Raw genomic sequence first — 15,732 nt, 5'->3', positions numbered from 1 at the left:
GAGGTTCACCCCTTAAGAGATTTTCCCTACTAGCATCCTGTGTTTCTCGTCCCAAAATGCTATGATCTTGATCGGAGAACTAAGATTCCACTCCAGCGTGGAGATCAAATACTTACATGAAATCTTTAAGGCTTTTGAGCCCTTAGCCATAAATGCTCGATAACCGTTTGAATTCGATGTTACAGGACGAACAGCAATAGCTTTCGGAGCAATACCAATCTCTACTCGAAAGTAGCGGTTTTCAATTAACTCGGCTTTCTCTTCGAACGTGCGGCCGGCAGCAGCAGATATTCGTATTTGACCATTCTTCGGGTGGATCGTGATCGCTTTTTCTCCCTGCACAGCTTTCTCGTTCGTCCCTTGGTGCCACTCGAAAAACTTCGGGTCATAACTAACTTTCATGTTTATTAACCTCCTCTATTCCGGATATCCGGATTTCAACTCGCGGCTTTTCGCCGTACCACTTACCTACCGAGACATTCACAACCTGACTGTCATCGCGCCAAATCACACCGTTAAGTGCGTCCTTTACGCTTTTTAGGTAGTTGTCGGCATCGGGCTTTGTCACAGGACGAAGCTCGCCGGCGATTGCTGCAGCCTTCTTCTTTTTGCTAAAACTCTTCGGGATCCGGCGGTAAACTCGTAGGTCCATCGCTAGTGGACCTTCGAGCAGTTTGTCTGGCGCATGTTCAGCAGCTAAGAACCGTAAGTACTCCTTGTAGTTTCGCGACTTAGGCGGATCGTACATCCGCACCCGCCCATTTACCGTTGTCGCACGCGGCCGGCCTTGAGCAACCGGATCGCCATAGACTGCAAACACAATCATGAGCCGGTCACCTCCAACTTGTGGACTTTGCCTTCTTCAAACATCGACAGCTGTTCAACCTCTTTTACGACCTGCCCGAACTTACGCACATCCGCCATCCATAGGCCGTACTTCCGAACGACTGCTGAAAACTCCTCGACATCATGCCCAACCGTCTTGTACATTGGCCGTTTGTTCTCGTCCTCTTTCGGATTGCCCATGGCATCGGTCATTTCTTCAAAATGGCAAAGCTCGTGATAAACTAGCGCCTCACGCTGTTTGACGTTAAGGTTACCCCAAATATCGCCATTCACGATTACGGCACATTCCGCGTCAGTCTCGAAGCGTTCAAACGGTGTTAGCACCTTTGCCATGCCAAGTTTTATTTTTCCCCGCGAATTCCAAGTGCCATAACGGAACCTCGTTAAAATTTGCGCGTGACGCAAACACTTAAACTCACTGCAGTTATACACAAGTTTATCCACAAGCATTTTCACTTCCGGCGCGTCTTTGAACGTGGTGGCCATTTAACAAACCCCTCTCAAGAGATAATAAAGTTTTGATATGTTCTTAGCCGCGCAAACGATCAGAACCCCCGTCGGATGTTGTGGCTTAAAATCTCTTAACACTTCGCCCGGCTGAACGCTCACTTTTTCGTAGTGCCAGTTTCTTTCGCCCCATTCGACAATAGGATTTCCAAACCCAATGCTGATCGCATACAGGCCGAAGTTATAAAAACTAGCTTCATGCACATCGAACGGTATGCGGTGGATCGCCGGGCCATCTGTAACGTACCAAGTGCCCCGCCGCTCATTCTTGCCGCCAGCCATGACGCTTTGATTGGGACTGTCGTCTCTTTGGTCTTGCTGCATCTTGCGTCCCTCCTGTTGCCGCAAGGTTCCCGAAACGGGCAAACTGCTTTGTAAAGCTTAGCTCCTGAACACCTACTGGACCATTACGGTTTTTTGCAATCATGATCTCCGCAATGCCTGGCGAATCTTTCGGGTTGTAATACTCCGGTCGGTGTATAAACCACGCCTGATCCGCGTCTTGCTCGAGACTGCCACTATCACGTAGGTCTGATAGCATTGGCCGATGATCGCCTCGTTTTTCTGTTGCTCGGTTAAGTTGCGACAACGCCATCACTGGGACCTGTAAACTCTTTGCCATCGCTTTTAACCTCCGTGAGATCGCGGTTACGATATCGTTTTGCGAGTTCTGTGCGCGTTCTGGTTTGTCTGCTATCAGCTGCAAATAGTCGATCACGATCAACGCAAGGCCGCTTTCACGTTTTACCTTTCTTGCGACGGATCGCATGGCCGCTGTCGTGCTTACTTCGTCATCGATCATCAAATTGAGCTGACTAATTTCAGTCATCGCTTTACTTCCGCGATCCCACTCTTTTTCCGTCAGGGTTCGATTTTTGATCTTCACATGATCCAATCCAGCCTCAGCGCATATTAGGCGATCGACCAGCATGTCTTTCGACATCTCGAGACTAAAATAAAGCACTGCACCTTTGCCGGCTGCCGCTATGTTCTTCGCGATCTGTAAGCTAAGAGCTGTCTTCCCCATCGACGGCCGTGCAGCGAGTAAAATAAATTCTGCCGGCTGCAAACCGCCAAGCATGTTATCGACGTCTACGAAGCCTGTTTTTACGCCCAGCACGCTTGGATCGTCCTTGGTGTGGTAAAGGTACTCCCATCGACGGCCGGCCGCTTCTGCTAGCGATTCCGGCCCCTCTGTGTCACCTGTAAACTGCACAAGGGATAACACGTGTTGTTCTGCCTTATCGAGCACTTCAACAGCCGGCTTGTTGTACTCTTTTGCTTGCTGCATAAGCTGTTGACCGGTGCGGAACATTTCCCGGCGTAACGCTTCTTCTTGGACACGTTCAATGTGTCGTGGCAATGTCGCTGTGGTCGGTACAGCATTAGCAAGTTCAGTCAAGTATGAGATGACCTCTTTGCCTTTAAAGGCTTGGTGATTGGTTAGGTCTGTCCCTAGTGTCACGAAGTCGATCGACTTGCCGTCTTCCGACTGCTCGAGCATCGTTTCAAAAATCAGCCGGTGAGCCGCAATGTAAAAGTGCTCTGGTTTAAGCTTATCGGCTGTTTCTGCGATCAAGTTAGGCTCAAGTAGCAGCGTGCCAATAACAGCCTGCTCAGCATCCACGTTATGCGGGAATAAAACTGTCTCTGCTGCCATCAGTCAGCCTCCTCCTCGGGTGGCACATACTTTTGCCAATACGGCGGCACATAGCCCGGATCGTCATCGGGTTCGTCACGCTCTTTCTGCCACTTCGCCGCTTTAGATACCCAAGTCCGGAACTGCGAACGTGCATTGCTTTTGCCAGGAATTAACGGCCTATCGAGCTTGTATGTCTGCCATTTGCGGGCCTCTGACAGCAAGTCGACGGTCTGGTATTGTTCTTCAAGCGTCCGGATCAGCGTGAGGTCTTTACCCTCATCAGTCGGGTAGTGATCAACTTGCTGTAGTTCGCTCATCACATCACGCTCATACTCCGAGATGTCTGAAAGAGGGAGAGAGGGGGAAGGAGGCGTCGGTGAACTGTCGGCGACGCCCTTTCCTTTCTCTTCTCTTCTCTTCCCTTCTCTTCCCTTCTCTTCTGGCGCCGGCTGTCCGGGGACATGTCGTGTACCTGTCCCCGACACGTCGTCGACGCTTTCTGTATACTCCTCATAACTGCAGGTATAATGCCACTGGTGTCGCTTCTCTCCCTCTTGGTTAAAATGCATCCAAGGAGGAAGCGGAAGCGTTGGCGGAGAAGGCTTATCTAGCTTCTGGTGCTTATGGAAATTCTTCAGCCAACCGTATTCTTTGCCACCTGATTCGAACGTGATGACCTTCTCAAGCTCTACCAGTTTTTCGACATACTGATCGATCTGATTGAGATCGATAGGGTCACCGGGGAATATTTTCATCTTCAGAGCGAGCGCAGAGAGTTCAAATACTCCACTGTCTTCGGCGACACACCACAGCCCTTGATAAAACAATCTACCTGCAAAATCTAACGAACCAACAACCTCGGCGTCGACAAAGAATTCCGGGTTAAGCATACGTCTTCGCATCGTCGCCACCTCTATCACCACCGTTATATGACATGTCGTGTACCTGTCCCCGACACGTCGTCGACATGTCTTTCTTTAGCCGTCTCTGTTAGGAATATTGACGGCTCCACGTCCTTGCCTTGGTACCGATCGAAGTAACTCATGTAAAGCAAATCTCTCGCACGTGTCATGCCCACGTAGCATAACCGTCGTTCCTCGGTACACGTATTGGGCAATATCTGTCCGTCAACATAGCCGACGGCGTTTTTATGCGGTAAGAGATCGTTCACCATACCGGTTAAGAACACCGCCGGGTATTCCAGCCCTTTCGAGCGGTGGATCGTCATGAGCTGCACACGATCGTCGCTATCGTCATTTGACTGTGAGCGGGAGGTCATCATCTCGACAAACTGTAGGAAGCTCGTCAAGTCGCTGTGCCGGCTGGCTGCTGACTGCAACTCGTTCAAGTTTTCGATTCGCGCATTCTCGCCGTCCGTGTCGCCGTCCTCTTTCTTTAGCCATGCATCGTATTCCGTCAGTTCGCGGATCAATTGAATGGTTTGTGCCGGCGGGTACGAGTGACGACGCAGCTCCTCAATCAACTCCACGAACTCGCTAATGTTTCGTTTCTGGAACATCCTTAGATTGTCGATACATTGCATCGCGTCATAAAAACTTAAGCCGTTTTGAATCGCGAAACTTTCGACGTTCTGAATCAACACACGACCCAAGAAGCGATTAGGGACATTCAAAATGCGTTTGACCGCTTCGTCGTTATTAGTGTCTGCGATCACCTGCAAATAACCGATCATATGCTTAACTTCCTTGCGGCCATAGAAACCGGCGCTTCCTACGATCGTGTACGAAATGTTTGCTCGGACAAGTTTGTCTTCAAATGCTCGCGACTGTGAATTTGTGCGGTAAAGGATCGCTATCTCACCCGGTTTTGTGCCATTTTTAATGAGCGTTTGAATCTCCGACACTATCAACTCCGCCTCATGCTCTTCGTCTGTCGCGTGCAACATCATTGGTTCGCGACCGGGATCCCGGTGTGCAAGTACTGTCTTCGGATACTGGTCTTGGTTGTTCTGAATCACCGCGTTACTGACATTGATAATTTGAGAGTTCGAACGATAGTTGGTGTCTAACACAACAATTTCCGCTTCCGGATACCACTTTTGGAAGTTGACAATATACTCCGGACGCGCACCACGGAATCCATAGATTGACTGCCAGTCATCGCCTACGACAAACAAATTAGCTTCTGGATCCGCAAGCATCCGTATGATTTCCCACTGTGCGTGATTCGTGTCTTGAAACTCGTCAACAAGGATGTACTTGTATCGTTCTTGGTACTTTGCGAGAATGACCGGATTTTCTGCCAGTAGGTAATAACAACGGATTAGCATGTCATCGAAGTCTAGTTTTCCTTCCTGCTGCTTCCGCTCTTCGTACAGTTCGTAAGCTCTCGCGTACCTGCCGGCGTCATTAGCGTCATAGTCAACGATCCGCTTTTGAAACATTTGAGCGGTCACTAGCTCGTTTTTCTGCTTGCTGATAACCCCTAGTACGTCTCCGACGTCAGCGCCCCAGTTCATGCCATCCGGGTTCTTTGGGCCGGCCGGCGCTAAAATATCTTTGACGTAACGTTTTTGCCAGTAGTCATTCAGTATTTCGTAGTCTTCGCCGGTGTTACGCCATTCCTCGCGGAGAATTCGATAACACATAGAGTGAATGGTCCCGAGATTGAGTAAGTCCGCCTCACGCCCTACTAGCGGCTCTAGACGCTCTGTCATTTCGCTTGCTGCCTTCCGCGTGAACGTACATGCCAAAATCTGTTCTGCAGGCACTCCCTGTTCAATCAGGTATGCAATGCGGTGGGTAAGGACCCGGGTTTTACCCGAGCCCGCCCCCGCGATCACACAACACGGTCCGTCAATGTGTGTGGTAGCTTCCAACTGTGCTGGATTCATTCCGTCTAAATTCATCGATGCTCACCCTCCTAAAATGGCGGCTCAAAGTTGTCGTTTGGCGGCGGCACATCTCCGTAAATGTCGTTAACTGATGGTGGCTGTGGCCGGCTGCTGCGCTGTGCTGTTTGTCGTTGCTGTTGCGTTCCGGCTGGTGCGTCCAATCGTTTTTGGATGTAACAGTTTTGGAATTCCCCGTTATTCTTTAAAACGACCGCAACTTTCACATCCAAAAGTTCCTTTAGCTTAGAAGGGAGCTCAGAAAGCTTCCCAATCATCAAACCAAGCTTGTAACAATCTTGTTTGATGTACTGCAGCCGATCCGGATCATCCAGCAAGTTGTTGTGAAATATTAAGCGCCCCTGGTGGTCGCCGGAAATAACTTTGAAAGTGATCTTCCAAATCGGACGCCCTTCCTTTTTGGTCTGATCAATCAATGTAGAGTCGACAACCACCTGATACTCGCCCTCTGGCAGTCGGACGTTGCCCGACGGATCGACGTCGATACTTGCGAACTGCTGGTCGAACTGCTGTAAAAGAGATTCCCAATTTGTCATTGCTTAACAGCCCCCTCGTAGGTTTTCTTAAATGTGTTGAAGTCCAGCGGCAATTGTTCCGGCATGTTCTTTGCTCGGCAACCGGCTTCCCAATACTTGCCGGCGCGCAAGCGGATAATTCGTTCTTCGCCCTCGCCGGTGTCTTCCATATCTGCAAATAGGATGATGTCACAAAACGGATAAATGACTTCAAACGCCTGTTTAGGCATCGTGGGCATCCACTTGTCGTACTTCTCAGTGCGCGTTTTAATCTCTTTAAGCTCCGCGTGACTGATCATGAACAAGCCGTACGGAAGCGATGCGAGTTTGCTTATAACGCGCATAAACTCGTCTCTAACAATGGCCCAACCTTTCCCCCACTCCATGTCCGATTCATGAATGATTCCGAGCCTTGCCCGCATGTATTGCGAGCAGTACTTAAACAGGTTGTCGATCGTGTCAATAACAATGTTCTTGAAGGGATGTTCCCCCTTCACGAGCTCAGCGCAAAACGTCAAAAATGTTTGCCAGTCACTGATTGGCTTTTGAAACACTTCAAGATCGTGCAACCCGTCCTCTGTAGCTGCAAATATTGGCATATTAAGTTGCGCTGCAAAAGATGACTTACCGATCTTCGGCGGACCATACAACAAAACGTTTTGGTCCTCTAACCGTGTCTTACGGGGTGTCGGTGCTGTGGGCAAGAATGATGATCCTTTTACTTTTTCAGCTGTTTGCTGCTGTTTTTCTGCCACTTACATGCTCTCCTTCCTCGAGTAACTCTGGGTTTTGAACCTCATATCTGAACAGGTTTTCCGCGCCTTCGACGCCCCGACATAGGGGCATGTACGGGCAGCCGCCAAACTCCGTACAACGGCTCGTATTCTTGTAGTGGATCCCCGAACGCTTCGCGAAAAGGTACTCCTGTGTGAAGCCCCATAACTCGTCCTCAAACGCCTGTAAGTCTTCCTGTGACCGATACAACTGAAACTCGTGAAAGTAAAACTCCGGCCGGTTCTGATAGTCGGCGATTAGGCGCTGGCGATACTGCTCGAGCGTCTCTTTCTTCGTCTGCCGGATCGACGGTTTTCTTGCGACGCGGTAAAACACGCCGTCAATCGTTATGTCAAACTCGCGCTGCAGACCGTAAATGTAAGTGGTAATTTGACTGTCGAGATCCAGGCGATCGACGTAGGCCTGACCGATCTGTCCGGCCGTCTTGTATTCGATCACCCACCAGGATCCGTCCTCGAGCTGAACGAGCTCATCAGATTTGCCAGCAAGGCGAAACTTACGAGAGGAATGACCGGTGCGCGGATTGATGATCGGAATTTCGAATTTGATTTCTGCGCGTCCATCTCCAAGTATTTTCCACTGCTCGAGCGCTCCGCTGACCATTGCCTCCACAATCACTTTCGCTGTTTCAACCTCGGTAACTTCCTCTGGACTACTAGCGAAAGAAGTACGCATCAGATAGTCAATTGCCTGCTGCACGGATCGCGTCTCCATGCCCTTGTGGAAGGCTCCGCCAATGCTCAGCGACTGCTTACGCTTTAGTGGGGATAGTCCGCGTATGTTGCGCCAGTAGTCAGCTTTCGGGCAGTTTTTCCGCGTCTGCAAACGCGTGTGCGTTAGTATTTCCACGTTGATCCTCCTTGTTTACGGGTATTGCGTGTGCTACAATAACCGTAAGTTGGTTAGTTAGTGAGTGAATGACCTGCGCTGCAACGTGGGTCATTTTTTGATTCGCACCTTTTCAGCGATCTTTAACGGCGTATTGTCACCGCAAATCGGACATTCAATCAACTCGTGATCAATATCATTTGGTCATCTCTTTCACCTCCTTTCAAAATTTATTTGTGAGCTCGGTCAGCTCGATTACGATCCGTTCGACCTGGTTAGCTTCCAAGATGCGGTCCTCAAGTTTTAACGCGCTCGCTCGAAGTTTTAAACGACCTACGTAGATACTTAAGCGAACGTCGGGTGTTGGCGGCTCCATTCTTAGACCGGCGAGCCCACAGCTTGGGCATCGAGGACAAGGTGCGTTCTTTGTACACTCGTCTTCATGCTCCGGCGGAGCAATTCCAATATCTTCACATACACAGCACCCCATTTTACTTGCTTCGCTTCCTGACCACCCGCAAAAGTAACAGTACAATTCCACCTAATCACCTCCCTTTCCGCCACCGCCTTATCTTTGGAACAGTTTGACCGTTCCGGCACGACCCCGTTCGATGTACGCGCTAGAAGGGTTGAACGCGCGACCGAAGTCGTGACGCAAGGGTCAAACCTTGCGCGCGTACCGCGTATTGTGGTACGCTTGTTCTGTCGATTCTGGCCGCTTTAAGCGGCTTTTTTTATGCCTACCAAAGGCTATCAATCCCAGCGACAAGTACGAGAACCGCCATGATGAGCGTCGCAGCGATCCAGTCTTTCCATGTCAGTCTCTCTGACCGTTCCGCTTCCGCCCCGCAACGCGGGCAGTATGCGGCTTTACGCGTTGCGACAATCGGCATCGCACATATGATGCAAAGTTGTCTTTCAGCCTTCATCACGATCGCCTCCGTGTATTTTTCGTGCCCGCCGATCGGCGTCGCCTGATACTTTGAACAGAGCTGCAAACCCGAATCCCGCGTAAAAACCAACTGCACCGGCTATCACGATCCATACCCAATCCATTAGTGCGCAACCTCCTTACAACGATTGGGGAATACGACAAACTGACCTTTGACTAACTTGATCTCCTCCGCAGGAATGAACCCGACAAAACCTTTGAACGGACCGTTCTGCACCTCGAGTACAGCACACAGACGAAAGTTATGAGCCTGCAGCGAAAGGAGCTTTGCCGTTTGCGCTTTTCCGGTTGATGCGACGAACTTTACAACTTCGCCTTTACGTGGTGTTCTCATCTCTGGCTCACTCCTACACCGTATTTTTCGCGATACTCGTCGACGAGCTTCGCAATACGTGTGATCTTCTCCGCCAATATTTTGTTGGTCATGAACTCTTTAACGTGTGCTTTGTGGAACTCTTGCGCCTCACGGATCGCTCGCAGGTCAGCGTCAAAGGAGCTAAAATCCATCGGCAATATCTCCCCGCGATCAAACATTGTCAGGTCGGACTGTATCCGGTTGATGCGGTACAGGATCCCGTGGTATACCGCTACTGTTACGCCAGATGCAACTTTGTTCATCTTCAAAACTCCTCTCAGTCGAAAATTTGATGAAAGTACTTGTCGAGAAACTCCGCCATCTTCGATGCCTGGAAAGCCCAGGTTTCACCCCGCGTCTTCGGGTAGTACACAAACCCTCCGTTTGCAGTATCGAGCTTCTGCCGGAAGCGGGACTGATAGAGGATCCGCTCTTTCAACCACTCACTCTTGCGCTTCGTGCGACGCTCGAGGTCACCCATCGTCCAGTACACGCCTGCGAGCTCATTTTGCTTTAGCTGTTTGAGTTCAACTTTTGAGATAAGTACACTGTCTTTAGGGATCGGGATTGACAATCTGACGTCCAACTGTTGCATGGTCATGCCTCCTCACCTCTCTTAGAACAGCTTGATTTCAACCCCATCCACTAACACGTAAACAAAATCTGTGTCGTCTGGATAATGGCGCTCGACAAATTGAGTTAGTGAGATTAAATCGCCACAGGCATCGATGGGTAAAAGCCGATTGATGCCATCTTTTTTTGTGTAAATAATGATCCTCTTATTGCTCATACCGTCACCTCGCTTTCGACACGGTATTGAATCGCCATTTCCTTCACAATCGCGAGGTAGACTTCTGTAAGCCTCGCGTCGTCCGCGATCACGTCCATCCGGTTTGTTTTGTCCACTCTGGACTTCGCAACGCCTTCCTCTAGCATCTTTCGTCGTTTGTTGGTTAGACGGCGGGACAAGTCGCATCGCGCACGCTCTTCCAGCTTTTGGTAGCTTTCCTTGCGCACCTCGCGGTAAGCATCGAACCCCCCGCGAGCCTGTGCGATTTTGCTTAGGAGCGAGTTCGTCTTTTTCCGCCACTCGGTCGGATTAAGACTGAGCACTTCGGTAATCTGTTCCTGGCGCTTCTCCACGCCGGCCAGTTTCTTTTGCATCTCGGTGTGTCCTAGCTCGATCCGGGCGACGGCGTTAAAGATCTGATTGAACATTTGCAGCTCCGGCGATAATGCTGATGTGTCCAAGCTGGGTTGCTTCACGCGATAGTAATCATCAACCAACATTTCGTAAGCGTCCCACGCCTGATCGGTGTTGAGCGACTTGGCATGCATCCAGGCGCCCTTTTCCGTCCAAAGGTAGAGCACTGGGGCGAATTTAAGGTTTCCCGAAATTTCCGTGGAAGCCTTAAAAGCCTTGAGCTCCTCGCCTCTTAACTCAAAATAATGTTTGCCTTGGGCGTACCTCTTTTTGTTACTGTAGAAGTTATCGTTGACGTTCTTGCTGTCGGTACCGTACGCCTCAGCAAGCTGAGCTGTCGTTAAAACTCGTTGGTCTTGGTGATCGATCGGGGTAAGTTTATTCATGTTAGATCGCCTCCTGTTTTTGCTCTTTTTGTTTAACCTTTATCTCAAGATCGAGCACTTTAAAGGTTTTGTTCAGTGTCGTTTCATTCCAACGCTTATCCCCCTTTAATAAGCTGTGGATGTACTGGGGAGAATAACCAGTTAAACGGGCTAACTGAGACGGTGTTAGGTCTTTAACCTTTAGCGCTTGCTTCACCACCTCGGAGAAGTTCACTTTTTTCACCCCTTTGATTAATGATTGATCTGTTAGGTTAATTATTAACCATATAGTTTAGTTATTCAAGCCTCATTATTAATCAAATAGGATGATTAACTAGCAAATTAAACGTATGGGGTACCTAAATCTCCTATTTGGTCAAATATGCTCCGTTTTGCTTAGTAAGCAGCCTATTCAGAAATTGAACCTTAAACTAATAGATGATAAAATAGCAGTAAGAACATACCCCAAAGGAGGGGGAAACAAATGTGCAAACAATCTTATCGCATACGCGCGATTCGACGGAAGAAAGATATTAGTGGAACAGAAATCGCTGCAAAGCTCGGCATTTCTGCCCAGTACTATTACAGTATTGAGCGAGGGCAAAGAAACCTAAGTGCTGAAATGGCTAGTAAGTTAGCCGAAATATTCGATGTAACAACTGACTACCTTCTAGGTCTATCCGATAACCCTAATAAAGAAGGCGACAAGCAAGACGGAAGCAAGCAAAACAACTTTGCGGATCTAGATGAAGGTGTTCGAGCTCTTGCGAGGGAAATCCAAGATCTTGATGCTGATTCGCAGGAGGTTCTAACAAAGCTAGTCAGATCCATGCGTAAGCGTGGGAAAGAGGCGTTAGATGATTGAAAAAGTTTCCTAAGCGTACAAGGTACGGCAAGATCATGCAAACTGTGTATAGCTTTTTCGTCCAAGAAGAGATTACTGAACTTCCGCTAGACCCTTTTGCGTTAATCAAAAAGAATAAGTGGGGTTTGGTAACATATTCTAAGCTGGCCAACGAAAACGGAATAACTGTTGATGAGGTCATAAATGGTTTCCAAAGTGAAGATGGCTACACTATTTGGGATGGGGAAAATTATACGATCGCTTATAACGATACGATCACAAGCCCAGAACGAATTAGATTCACTTTAATGCACGAGATCGGGCATATCAAGTTAGGCCACCTTACCGATTTCGAAGAAACCATCCTTAGACGTAGCGAACTTACTGAGGAAAAGTACGAAGTATTAGAGCGGGAAGCCCATGCATTCGCAAGGAATTCTCTCGCGCCTGCTGCAGTCGTGAACAGGATTAAAGCAAATAGACCGTTTTTTATAATAAACGCCCTAATGCGTTATTTTAGGATTTCATATAAAGCAGCGGTAGTTAGGCTTGAATTCCTTAGTTGGGATTCCATAAAAGCAATAAGATATTCGTATTTTTTCTCTAAACGTTTCAGTGACTTTATCCAAAATGTAGTTTGCAGACGGTGGTGTCCCGAATGTAATCACGTCTGTATAAACAAAACAGCAAAGTACTGCCCAGTCTGTGGAAACGACAGTCTAATAAGTTCAATGGGGGATGAACCGGAAATGATCTATTCTAAAATTGATTTGGACGAGCTTCACAGGGCCGTAAGGTGTCCTAAATGTGACAATGAAGTGGTAGTCGGTGATTATTGCCAGATATGTGGGTCATATTTGGTCAACAGATGTACCGGCGTTCTCTACCCGAACAGCGATATTGTTCCTCATAAATTAGAGAAAGATGATAGCGCCTGCAAAGAGTTTTTAGACGGTGACGCTCGATACTGCACTCAATGTGGTTCTGTATCAACTTTTTACCTGTCTGAACTTCTAATGGATTGGCAAGAGGAGAGGCAATCTACAAGCTCTAATGAAGCCGCCGCTACTGTTGATGACCCGTTCACACCATCTAATGTTGTAAATATCGGCGACGACGATCTGCCTTTTTGAAACCGATTAATTGTGAGGGGGGCGTTTAAAATCGCCCCTCCCTTTAGGAGGAATAAACATGGCGAGTTTTCAAAAGCGCGGTAAGACTTGGCAGTACACTGTGAGCGCGAAGCCGAAACCGATCCGTAAGGGCGGCTTTCGCACGAAAAAGGAAGCGCAAGTTGCGGCTGCCGAAGTCGAAGCGAAGTTGCAAAAAGGCGTTGTGCCACACCTGCGTAAGGAGCCTTTCGATGAGTATTTTGAGGGATGGATACGGACGTACAAAACAGATATCGCTAAAAACACGTTGGAGCGTTATTACACGACGTTGGAAACAGTCCGCGAACATTTTGCTGGTGTGCCGATTCAGAGCATCACAAAACGGTCGTATCAATCTTTTTTAAACGAATATGCCAAAACTCACGCTAAGGCTACAACACGGAAGCTCAACACGCACATACGGGCGTGTGTAAAGGACGCGATTGATGAGGGTATCATAGCTATAGACTTCACGCGAAACGCGACACTTACGGGAAATTTGGCCGCCAAGAAGCCGGAAGAAAAACACCTCAGCTACTTCGAATCAAAAAGGTTGCTTGCCGAGCTATACAAGCGCCTAGACAGCGGGCTTACGTACTACCTGCTATTACTGGGTCTAACTTCCGGTATGCGCTTCGGTGAGATGGTCGGGCTAACGAAAAAGGATTTCGATTATCGGGCCAACACGATCACTGTAAATAAGGCGTGGGGTTATACTCGTCGAATGCCGTCCGGTTTTTGCAAGACTAAAAACGAGCAGTCAAACCGTGTAATCCGCATGGATCGGCACACTATGGATGTCTTTAAGAATTTGATCGAAAGCGGGCCGGCGAACATTCACGGCCTAGTGTTTTTTAGCCCTCGTTCTAAGTATCAAGTGATATCAAACACAGCTGCAAACAAAGTTCTCAAAGGTTTGCTCGAAAAAATGAACATCGAACCGATCTCACTGCACGGCTTGCGCCACACACATGCCAGCATATTGTTGTATAAACGCTTATCGATTTACTACGTCTCAGAACGTCTCGGACATAAAGATATCCAGACCACGCTAGACACATATGCCCATGTTGTGAAGGAGCTCAGAACCGAGGATGAGATGAGCGCGGCGGCTACCTTCGAGGCGATGACAGCGGGATTTACACATTGAATTATTTTACACATTTTTTACACATCGTACACAAAAACCGTTGATATATCAATGGTTTAATGGGTTTAATAGCGTCCTCCTGGGACGCCAACCGATATGCTTTAGTCGTGATAAGACGTTCTAAAAACGCCCGAAATCGTAGTAAACTTAACGATTTCGGGCGTTTTACATTTCGCGTAGCTCCTTAAATCGCGTGCCCCTCTGCGCGAGGATGAGCTGTTACTTCTCCCACTTCGCTCGCCCAGTGGCTCGGACGATCGCGTAACTGTTCAACACGCCCGCCTTGGCCAGTGCGTCACTTAGCCATTTGCCGAGTAGCCCGCAGACGAACAGTGAGCCAATCGTACTTGACGCAAAGTTAGTCACTTGGATGAAAATCGTCTTTTGTGCGTACCCCCAAAACATGTAATTGACAATGTAGCCACCGATATTCGAACCGACAGAGGCCAACATGAGCACCGGTAACGTCCACTTTTTGTACCCAAACGCTAAAAAGACGACTTCGGCCCCGAGGCCTTGCATGATTCCGCTCATCGCAGTGGACAATCCGTACTGCCCGCCGGCGATCATTTCTAATGATGCAGCCGCAAATTCAGCCACAAAAGCGACGCCCGGTTTGCGAATGATGTAGGCGGCGATAATGCCGGCGATATACCACATCGGCGAAATCGCCTTCCCTAAGAAAGGTACGAAACCGCTGACCCATTCGTAAACCGGAATCCACGCCATATACAAAATACCGCCTAATATCGAGATAACAACCGTTAAAATCGCTTCTTTCACCGTAATTGCTTTACTCACTTATACAACCTCTCCTCAATTTGTTATATAAAAAACGCCGGCCCGGATAGTCCGAAACGGCGTTTTGTTACTAATAAGCAATGTGAGTCGGTGGAATTCCACAGAGTGATCCACATTCCTTGCGAACCGTTACTTCCTCCCGCTGGTATTATCCAGAATCGAGTTCAGAGGGTTAACGCGAACGAACGTCGCGTTTCTCAGCCGATTTTTCCGGCACCCCTAGCAACACAGTAGTACGCTCTGTAATTGTCACATTAATGCTCTGCTATAGCCGCATTAATGCTCTGCTATAGCCGCATTAATTATAGCGCGTCAGCGTGCAGTTGTAAACTGCAAATGAATACTATTCCTATGGCTTACTTCTTCAAACGGAATGTACCGCCTAACTCGTTTACGCGCTCCCCTTCCGGGGTAAAATAGGCTACCTTTACCTTACCGCTTTCCGCCTCCAAGACGGCGTACGTCGGCTCGGGGAAACCGCGTGGCGCGACTAAGCTACCAGGGTTTATAAATAGCGCGCCACCGCGTGCCACACACTGCGGAAGATGCGAGTGCCCGAAGCAAACGACGTTGGCGGCCACTTCTTCCGCGCGATACGATAACTGAACGAGTGATGACTTAATGCCGTACTGGTGGCCGTGTGCCACTAAAAACCGTAGCCCCGCACCTTCCCACAGCGCTTCGTCGGGCACGCCGGGCCTGTCGCAGTTCCCGCGCACGACCGTCAATATTTCCGGCTGCGGCAAGCGCTCAACTGCAATACAAAAATCCCCGCAGTGAATGATTTGATCTGGATCTTCCCGCAGGACGACGCGCTTAAACGTCTGTTCGTCGCCGTGCGTGTCACTTATGATGAGTAGTCGCATAAAGGGGGACCCCACCTTACTTTGAGACTTCACACGATT

Annotated in this window: 23 protein-coding genes and 1 riboswitch; of the genes, 3 read left to right on the top strand and 20 right to left on the bottom strand. The window is 48.8% G+C overall.

Going from position 1 to position 15,732, the window contains the following annotated elements:
• Positions 1-12: 12 nt before the first annotated feature.
• The 18 genes from BN1247_RS02430 to BN1247_RS02355 all read right to left on the bottom strand — a co-directional run bounded on the left by BN1247_RS02430 (position 13) and on the right by BN1247_RS02355 (position 11,116).
• The gene (locus BN1247_RS02430) at positions 13-402 is read right to left on the bottom strand and encodes a hypothetical protein (protein ID WP_054948961.1); all 390 of its coding nucleotides are present in this window, start codon (positions 400-402) and stop codon (positions 13-15) included.
• Positions 392-826 carry a RusA family crossover junction endodeoxyribonuclease gene (locus tag BN1247_RS02425; protein WP_054948960.1) on the bottom strand — a complete coding sequence of 145 codons (435 nt, stop codon included), beginning with the start codon at positions 824-826 and terminating at the stop codon, positions 392-394. The genes BN1247_RS02430 and BN1247_RS02425 overlap by 11 nt, the downstream gene beginning before the upstream one ends.
• The gene (locus BN1247_RS02420; protein WP_054948959.1) at positions 823-1,332 is read right to left on the bottom strand and encodes a putative metallopeptidase; all 510 of its coding nucleotides are present in this window, start codon (positions 1,330-1,332) and stop codon (positions 823-825) included. Before BN1247_RS02420 ends, BN1247_RS02425 begins: the two co-directional genes overlap by 4 nt.
• Positions 1,333-1,677 (bottom strand): hypothetical protein, encoded by a 345-nt coding sequence (locus BN1247_RS02415; protein WP_054948958.1) that lies wholly within the window; start codon positions 1,675-1,677, stop codon positions 1,333-1,335.
• The gene (dnaB, locus tag BN1247_RS02410; protein WP_054948957.1) at positions 1,616-3,013 is read right to left on the bottom strand and encodes a replicative DNA helicase; all 1,398 of its coding nucleotides are present in this window, start codon (positions 3,011-3,013) and stop codon (positions 1,616-1,618) included. Before dnaB ends, BN1247_RS02415 begins: the two co-directional genes overlap by 62 nt.
• Entirely contained in the window at positions 3,013-3,906 is an 894-nt protein-coding gene (locus tag BN1247_RS02405) for a hypothetical protein (protein WP_147675155.1), read from the bottom strand. The genes dnaB and BN1247_RS02405 overlap by 1 nt, the downstream gene beginning before the upstream one ends.
• Before the next feature lie 14 nt (positions 3,907-3,920).
• Entirely contained in the window at positions 3,921-5,864 is a 1,944-nt protein-coding gene (locus BN1247_RS02400; protein WP_054948955.1) for an ATP-dependent helicase, read from the bottom strand.
• 14 nt (positions 5,865-5,878) lie between these two features.
• The gene (locus BN1247_RS02395) at positions 5,879-6,403 is read right to left on the bottom strand and encodes a DUF669 domain-containing protein (protein WP_054948954.1); all 525 of its coding nucleotides are present in this window, start codon (positions 6,401-6,403) and stop codon (positions 5,879-5,881) included.
• Positions 6,400-7,137, bottom strand: a complete 738-nt coding sequence (locus BN1247_RS02390; RefSeq protein WP_231633096.1) for an ATP-binding protein — start codon at positions 7,135-7,137, stop codon at positions 6,400-6,402. Before BN1247_RS02390 ends, BN1247_RS02395 begins: the two co-directional genes overlap by 4 nt.
• Positions 7,109-8,026: a PD-(D/E)XK nuclease family protein gene (locus BN1247_RS02385; protein WP_054948953.1), complete on the bottom strand. Its 918-nt coding sequence runs from the start codon at positions 8,024-8,026 to the stop codon at positions 7,109-7,111. The genes BN1247_RS02390 and BN1247_RS02385 overlap by 29 nt, the downstream gene beginning before the upstream one ends.
• A gap of 719 nt (positions 8,027-8,745) precedes the next feature.
• Positions 8,746-8,934 carry a hypothetical protein gene (locus BN1247_RS02380; protein WP_054948952.1) on the bottom strand — a complete coding sequence of 63 codons (189 nt, stop codon included), beginning with the start codon at positions 8,932-8,934 and terminating at the stop codon, positions 8,746-8,748.
• Positions 8,924-9,061 carry a hypothetical protein gene (locus BN1247_RS17560; protein WP_157360842.1) on the bottom strand — a complete coding sequence of 46 codons (138 nt, stop codon included), beginning with the start codon at positions 9,059-9,061 and terminating at the stop codon, positions 8,924-8,926. Before BN1247_RS17560 ends, BN1247_RS02380 begins: the two co-directional genes overlap by 11 nt.
• Positions 9,061-9,291 (bottom strand): hypothetical protein, encoded by a 231-nt coding sequence (locus BN1247_RS02375; RefSeq protein ID WP_054948951.1) that lies wholly within the window; start codon positions 9,289-9,291, stop codon positions 9,061-9,063. The genes BN1247_RS17560 and BN1247_RS02375 overlap by 1 nt, the downstream gene beginning before the upstream one ends.
• A complete protein-coding gene (locus BN1247_RS02370) occupies positions 9,288-9,575 on the bottom strand; it encodes a hypothetical protein (RefSeq protein WP_054948950.1) in 288 nt (95 codons plus the stop codon). Before BN1247_RS02370 ends, BN1247_RS02375 begins: the two co-directional genes overlap by 4 nt.
• Before the next feature lie 14 nt (positions 9,576-9,589).
• Positions 9,590-9,907 carry a DUF771 domain-containing protein gene (locus BN1247_RS02365; RefSeq protein ID WP_054948949.1) on the bottom strand — a complete coding sequence of 106 codons (318 nt, stop codon included), beginning with the start codon at positions 9,905-9,907 and terminating at the stop codon, positions 9,590-9,592.
• Positions 9,908-9,928: 21 nt separating this feature from the next.
• On the bottom strand, positions 9,929-10,102 hold the full coding sequence (locus BN1247_RS17890) for a hypothetical protein (RefSeq protein WP_187119693.1): 174 nt from the start codon (positions 10,100-10,102) through the stop codon (positions 9,929-9,931).
• Complete coding sequence (locus tag BN1247_RS02360; protein WP_054948948.1) at positions 10,099-10,902, bottom strand: ORF6N domain-containing protein; 804 nt, start codon at positions 10,900-10,902, stop codon at positions 10,099-10,101. The genes BN1247_RS17890 and BN1247_RS02360 overlap by 4 nt, the downstream gene beginning before the upstream one ends.
• Position 10,903: 1 nt before the next feature.
• On the bottom strand, positions 10,904-11,116 hold the full coding sequence (locus tag BN1247_RS02355) for a helix-turn-helix domain-containing protein (protein WP_054948947.1): 213 nt from the start codon (positions 11,114-11,116) through the stop codon (positions 10,904-10,906).
• Between the two features lie 249 nt (positions 11,117-11,365).
• Between BN1247_RS02355 and BN1247_RS02350 the strand changes: the two genes are divergently transcribed.
• The 3 genes from BN1247_RS02350 to BN1247_RS02340 are packed head-to-tail and all read left to right on the top strand — an operon-like array spanning position 11,366 to position 14,026.
• On the top strand, positions 11,366-11,746 hold the full coding sequence (locus BN1247_RS02350; RefSeq protein ID WP_054948946.1) for a helix-turn-helix domain-containing protein: 381 nt from the start codon (positions 11,366-11,368) through the stop codon (positions 11,744-11,746).
• Positions 11,743-12,858 (top strand): ImmA/IrrE family metallo-endopeptidase, encoded by a 1,116-nt coding sequence (locus BN1247_RS02345; protein ID WP_054948945.1) that lies wholly within the window; start codon positions 11,743-11,745, stop codon positions 12,856-12,858. The genes BN1247_RS02350 and BN1247_RS02345 overlap by 4 nt, the downstream gene beginning before the upstream one ends.
• Positions 12,859-12,916: 58 nt before the next feature.
• Positions 12,917-14,026 (top strand): tyrosine-type recombinase/integrase, encoded by a 1,110-nt coding sequence (locus BN1247_RS02340; protein WP_054948944.1) that lies wholly within the window; start codon positions 12,917-12,919, stop codon positions 14,024-14,026.
• 219 nt (positions 14,027-14,245) lie between these two features.
• Here BN1247_RS02340 and BN1247_RS02335 read toward each other — a convergent pair whose 3' ends face one another.
• Together BN1247_RS02335 and BN1247_RS02330 are read right to left on the bottom strand one after the other, a co-directional pair.
• On the bottom strand, positions 14,246-14,827 hold the full coding sequence (locus BN1247_RS02335; protein WP_054948943.1) for an ECF transporter S component: 582 nt from the start codon (positions 14,825-14,827) through the stop codon (positions 14,246-14,248).
• A gap of 117 nt (positions 14,828-14,944) precedes the next feature.
• A riboswitch (TPP riboswitch) is annotated at positions 14,945-15,058 on the bottom strand.
• Between the two features lie 125 nt (positions 15,059-15,183).
• On the bottom strand, positions 15,184-15,693 hold the full coding sequence (locus BN1247_RS02330; RefSeq protein ID WP_054948942.1) for a metallophosphoesterase family protein: 510 nt from the start codon (positions 15,691-15,693) through the stop codon (positions 15,184-15,186).
• Positions 15,694-15,732: the final 39 nt, after the last annotated feature.

The sequence above is a fragment of the Numidum massiliense genome, assembly GCF_001375555.1.
In the GTDB taxonomy this organism is placed as follows: Bacteria; Bacillota; Bacilli; order Thermoactinomycetales; family Novibacillaceae; genus Numidum; species Numidum massiliense.
The sequence above is the reverse complement of the archived record's forward strand: the minus strand, read 5'-3'. Positions and strand labels throughout refer to the sequence as shown.